The organism is Micromonospora sp., from assembly GCF_048594385.1.
GTDB classification, from domain to species: domain Bacteria; phylum Actinomycetota; class Actinomycetes; order Mycobacteriales; family Micromonosporaceae; genus Micromonospora; species Micromonospora wenchangensis.
The window spans coordinates 1-6,064 of record NZ_JBMDWU010000221.1; the positions used below are offsets into that span (position 1 = coordinate 1).

Below are 6,064 nucleotides of genomic sequence, written 5' to 3' on the forward strand. Positions count from 1 at the left end.
ACGCCGGTGCGGGCGGCGGCACCTCCGGAGCGGCCCCGGCCGGCTCCGCTGCGGGCCGGTGCGCCGCTGCGGATGCGGACGCATCCCCACCCACCGGAGCCGCGCCCACGGCGGGGTCCACCGGGACGGCAACGGCGGAGGCCGGCGCGACCGCCGGCACGGGTGCCGGTCGGTGCGCGGTGTCGGCCGGCGGCTCGCTGAACGCGAGGACGGGCACCCGCTTGGAGGAGATGTCCCCGAAGGTCAGCAGCGGTACGCCCGAGGCGTCGAGGACGACCTGGGTGACCCGGCACGCCTCCTCGTTCCAGAAGGACACCTCGGTGCGCACGTAGGCGGCGTCGGCCAGGGCACCGTGCACGCTCACCCGGTCGACGGAGAGCGGGATGAACGCGGTGGCGTGGTCGGTGCCGAACACCGGGTTGTCCGGGTCGATCGCCGCGATGGTGACGCTGTCCAGCAACCCCGGGAAGAGCTGGACGTCAGGGGGGTTCAGGGCACGTTGCCGGGCCCCCTCGATCCGGGCGAGAGTGCCGCCGCTGGGCAGGCTGGCGACCCAGGAGATGTTGCGGTAGTACCGGCCGTGCTGGTAGCCGATGCGGCGCAGCCAGCGGTACACGGTGGACCCGGCGTGCACCCGGGAGCAGGTGTCGAGCAGCGCCGCGAGCGGCTGCGGCGCGGGCACCGGATCGGGGTGCGGGGCGTACCGGCCGGTGACGAAGGGGGTGCCGTCGGCGTCGGCGACGGTGAACCGCCGCTCGGCGTCGACCCGGCACACCACCCGGTGCGCCCCGGTCGGGATCAGCGGGCGGTGGAAGAGCACGTCGCGTACCCCGTGGAACGGCTCGCCGCGCAGCTCGGCGCCCTGGCGCAGGAAGTCGAACCAGGCGACGCCGGGGAGCATGATCCGGCGGTACACCGAGTGCTGGGCGATCGGCACCTCGCCCGGCCCGAAGACGCGGGAGAAGGCGTACCCGGCCGGGCCGGCGTCGTCGAGGGTCAGCGGGCCGCCGGGCTCGGCGGAGCGCAGCGGCTCCCGCAGGTCCAGCGCGGGGCCCCGGGCCTGACCGACCGGCAGGAGGCGCTTGTGCCAGGCCACCGGCCCCTGGAACGTGGCCCAGTCGATGTCCGCCCCGGCCTCGTAGAGTTCCGCCGTGACGGCGGCGAGCACCGCGGCGGCCTGCCGCCCGTCGGTGGCGGCGGCGAGGCGCGCGCAGAGGTCCAGTCGGGCGTCGACGTCGTCCGGGTCGGGAGTGTCCGTGGTCGCGGCTCCGGCGGCCAGCACCGTGCTGAGCGCCTGCTCCAGGGAGGTACGTCCGTGCACGAAGTCGGCGATCGACGCCCAGCCGGGCGGCAGGTCGACCGCCTGCTCGGGTACCCCGCTGCCGCGCAGCGCCACGGCCAGCACGACCCCCGCGCAGATCCGCAGCAGCGGGCCGGAGAACGTCGTCACCGGGCTGCCGACGGCGGTCTCGAACCGGCCGACGATCTCCCGTACCGCCGGCAGGTCGTGGTGGAGCGCGAGCAGCCACCGCGGCGGGGCGGACCCGGCCACCGGGCGGACGGCGACCACGGGCGGTCGTCCGGTGGGCTCCCCCAGCGGGACGTCGGCGCGCAGCAGCCGGGCGCGCAGCGCGGCGGCGAGGCCGTCGGCGTCCGGTCCGGTGACCGCGCAGCGTACGGCGCGGGCCGGGCGGCCGAGCCGGGCGGTGGCGAGCACGTCGGCGATCTCGTCGGCCACCGAGGGGAGGAACTCCACCCACTGCGCGGCCAGCTCGCGCAGCACGTCGGGGCTGTCGGCGGAGAGGGCGAGCACCTCCGCGGGCCGCCCGGCCCCGGTGGTGGTCGGCGCGGGCCCGTTCGCCGCCTCGGCCACCACGTGCGCGTTGGTGCCGCCGAAGCCGAAGCCGCTCACGCCGGCCCGGCGGATCGGGGCCGCCGGCCAGGGTCGGGGACGCGGCGGCAGGTACAGGGGGCCGGTGTCCAACCGGAGCCGCGGGTTGACCGTCGGCACCGGCACCCCGGGGACGACCCCGTCCCGCAGGCAGAGAACGATCTTGGCCAGGCCGGCCAGGCCGGACGCCGAGTGCAGGTGCCCGATCCGCCGTTTCAGTGAGCCGAGCGCGACGCTGCCGGGGGCGACGCCGTGCCGGCCGAACACGTCGGTGAGGGCCCGCACCTCGATCGGGTCGCCGATGGCGGTGCCGGTGCCGTGGGTCTCGACGTACTGCACGGTGGTGGGGTCGATCCGCCCGTACACCCGGTCGAGCAGCGCGATCTGGGCCTCCAGGTTGGGGGTGGTCACCCCCATGGTCCGGCCGTCGTTGTTGACGCCGGTGCCGGCGATCGCGCCGAGGATCAGGTCACCGTCGGCCACCGCCGCGGCCATCGGCTTGAGCACCAGGGCGACGGCCCCCTCGCCGGGGACGTACCCGTTGGCCTTCTCGTCGAAGGTCTGGCACAGCCCGTCCGGGGACAGCGCGCCGGTGCGGGACAGCAGCACGAAGGTCAGCGGATCGAGCAGCAGGTCCACGCCGCCGACCAGGGCGATCTCGCAGCTGCCGGCGGCGAGGCTCTGGCAGGCCAACCAGACCGCCGTCAGCGAGGACGAGCAGGCGGTGTCGACCACCAGGCTGGGGCCGGTGAGGTCGAGGCGGTCGGAGAGCCAGGCCGCGACGAAGTTCTGCGACCGGCCCCACAGTGCCGCCGGCACCGGCCGGCCGGTCCCGTCCGGGCCGGTCGGGGTCAGTCCCCGGCCGTGGTCGAAGCCGTAGGAGTTCATCCGGGCACCGACGAAGACGCCCGCGTCGAGACGGCGGCGCACGGAGCGGTAGCCGGCGTCCTCCAGCGCCCGCGCGCCGACCTCCAGCATCACCCGCTGCTGCGGGTCGAGCAGGACGGCGTCACCGGCGGTCAGGCCGAACGCCTCGTGGTCGAAGGAGAACGGGTCCTGGAGGAAGGCGCCCCGGTGGTGGGTGCCCTGGTGGTCGCCGTCGCCGAGGTAGTGGTCGCGGGCCCACCGGCTGGGCGGGACCTCGTCCACCTCGACCGAGTCGTGGGTCAGCAGCCAGCGCAGGTCCGCCACGTCCTCGGCACCGGGAAGCCGTACGGCCATGCCGATCACCGCGATTCGACTGTCCGTCATGTTCGCGTCGCTCCTTCCGTCACACTCGGTGGGCAGGTCAGTGGCGCGGCTGCTGGCCGGTGGCGAGCAGTGGCCGCAGCAGGGCACTGAGGCTCGCCGTGGGCACCGGGCCGTCCGGGTCGGGCGCGGACGACACCGCACCGGCCGCCCTGATCACCGGGTCGGTCCCGGCCGCCGGGGCGGGTGGTACGGCCCGGTCGGTGAGCCGGGCCGCGAGGTCGGCCATGGTGCGGGACCGCATCACCAGCGAGGGGTCGACGGTCGTCCCGCTGAGCCGCTCGATGGCGCTGGTCAGGTCGGCGATGACCAACGAGTCCAGCCCCAGGTCGGGCAGGGGGCAGTCACCCGGGTCCTCACCGAGCACGTCGACGAAGGCGTCCCGCACCAGCCGGTACGCGACCCCCGGGTCGCCGTCCGACGGCGGCCCGGCCGGTGCGGCGTCACCACCGGCGGCATCAGCCGGGACGGGGTCGGCCGGGGCGGGCTCGGGGTCCGCCGTCGACGCGGGCCGGTGGGCGGCCTGCGGCGGCGCGGAGACGGTGGTCGGCTGCGGTACGGCGCTGCCGGGGAACACCACGGCACCCCCGGTGAGCAGGTGCGCGTCGAAGCCGGCCAGCGCCTGGTCGAGGGTGATCGAGTGCCCGGCGGAGAACGACTCGTCCGCCGCCATGCCGATGCCGGACCAGTTCGGCCAGGCGTGCGCGGTCACCGTCGGGCCGTCGTCGCCGGCCTGCTCGGCCAGGGCCAGCTGGTACGCGTTGGCCAGGGCGTAGTCCACCAGACCCCGGCCGGCGTCGGGCAGGGCACCGGCGATCGAGGAGACCAGGGCGACGTGGTCGGCGCCCTCGGTGCGGGCGAGCCGGATCACGTTGCGGGAGCCGGCGACCTTGGGGGCGGTCACCCGGGCCGCCTCCGACCACTGCCGACGACGCAGCGACCCGAACTGGTTGACCCCGCCGGAGCAGTGCACGATCCCGCGCAGTCGGCCCCACCGGTGGGTGAACGACGCGGCGGCGGCGGTCAACGCGACCGGGTCGGCGACGTCGCACCGCTGGTAGTCCACCTCGGCTTCCGGGCGCAGCCCGCGCAGGAAGTCCTCGGCGGCCCCGTCGACAGGCGACCGGCCGAGGATGCCGATGCGTCGGGCGCCGCGCGTCACCAGGTGCGTGACCAGTCGCCGGCCGCCCGCGCCGAGGCCGCCGGTGACCAGGTGGTACCCGTCCCCGGCCAGGTCGGCGGGGGGTCCCGGCCGGGCCGGGGACGGGGTCGGAACGTACCGGCTGCCACGGCGGTAGGCCACCACGGTGTCGGGGCCGGTGCGCAGCGCGGCGAACTCGGCGGCGACCTGCCGGGCGCGGATCTCGACCGGATCGGCCGGGTCGAGGTCGAGCACGGCGACGGTCAACCGGTTCTCGGCGGCGGCGGCGCGGACCGCGAACGCCCGCGCGGCGGCCTCGGGGTCGAGCAGCGTCCGGTCCGCCTCGTCGACGGTGGCCGACCGGTGTGCGACCCAGACCATCCTGCTCTGGGGCGGGACGGTGGCGGCGTAGGAGCGGAGCTGCTCCCAGAAGCCACGCAGGTCCGGTGCGGTGTCGGCGGACCCGGGGACGGCGTCGACCACCACCAGGGAGCGGGGGGTCACCCCGTCGGGGGCCAGGTCGGCGCCCTTGGCGGCGAGCGCGGCGGAGACCGCACCGCCGAGGTCCGGGTCCGCCACGACCACCCGCACGGTGGCCCCGTAGGCCGATGCGCCGGGCGGTGGGTCGGCGGGTCGCCACCGGGTGACCAGGGCCTCCGGTGCCGGCGTCGATGCCGGGTCGCCGGGGTGGCCGCCGTCGGCGGGCCCGGGGTCCACCGGTGGGGTGTACTCCGGGGGCAGGTCCACGGTGGTGACCGGGGCGGGCCCGGTCACCGTCGCGGCGGGGCGGGTGTGCCAGTAGCGGCCCCGGTCGAACGGGTAGGTGGGGAGCGCGACGCTCCGTGAGCCCGGCACGGACAGGGCGGCCCAGTCGATGTCGGCCCGGCCCTGCCGGACCTGGTCCACCACCACCGCGTGCCGCTGCGCCAGGTCGGCGGGGAGCGGGTCGGCGGGCCGGTGGCAGTCGACGCGGGCGACCGGGATCCGGCCGTCGGCGACCGCCCGGAGCTGCTCGGCGATCACCTGCCCGGTGGGGCCGCTCACCGCGGTCTGGTAGTCGAGCGAGGAACGGCCCACGTTGGCGGTGTGGCAGAGGTCGGCGGTGGCCCGGTCGTCGGGGGCGGCCGCGAAGGAGTCGGCGTAGGCGGCGGCGAGGCGGCGTACCGCGTCCTCGGTGGCCGCGGACACCTTGACCACATGCGACTGCTGCGGCAGGGGTTCCCGGTCGGCGGGGAGCGGCGCTTCCTCGACGATGACGTGCGCGTTGACCCCACCCATGCCGAACGCCGACACCGCCGCCCGACGCGGCGCACCCGCCACCCGAGGCCACGACACCGGCTTGTCCGCCACAAAGAACGGCGTGTCCTCGAACCGGATGTGGTCATTCGGCCGCACCACATGCAACGTCGCCGGCACCACCCCGTGCTCCAACGACAACAACACCTTCACCAACCCGGCAAGACCCGCCGCCGGCTCCACATGACCAATATTCGACTTCAACGAACCAATCGCACAGAACTGCGTCCGCGACGTGAACGCCCGCCACGCCCGGGTAAGACCCTCCACCTCGATCGGATCACCCAACGAGGTTCCCGTCCCGTGCGCCTCCACCATCCCCATCCCCTCCACACCAACACCCGCATCCCGCAACGCCGCCACAATCACCTCCCGCTGGCCGACGGGGCTCGGAGCGGAGTACCGGGTGGTCCGGCCACCGTGGTTCACCGCCACCCCCTTGATCAGACCCCTGATGCGGTCGGCGTCCCGTTCGGCGTCCGCGCGGC

Annotated in this window: 2 protein-coding genes; both read right to left on the minus strand. The window is 75.8% G+C overall.

The annotated features are described in order from the left end of the window. A partial coding sequence (locus ACOJTC_RS11835; RefSeq protein ID WP_420116882.1) for a beta-ketoacyl synthase N-terminal-like domain-containing protein occupies positions 1-3,142 on the minus strand: 3,142 nt, incomplete at its 3' end. A 37-nt stretch (positions 3,143-3,179) separates the two neighbouring features. After that, the coding region (locus ACOJTC_RS11840; protein ID WP_420116883.1) for an SDR family NAD(P)-dependent oxidoreductase at positions 3,180-6,064 on the minus strand (2,885 nt) is incomplete at its 5' end.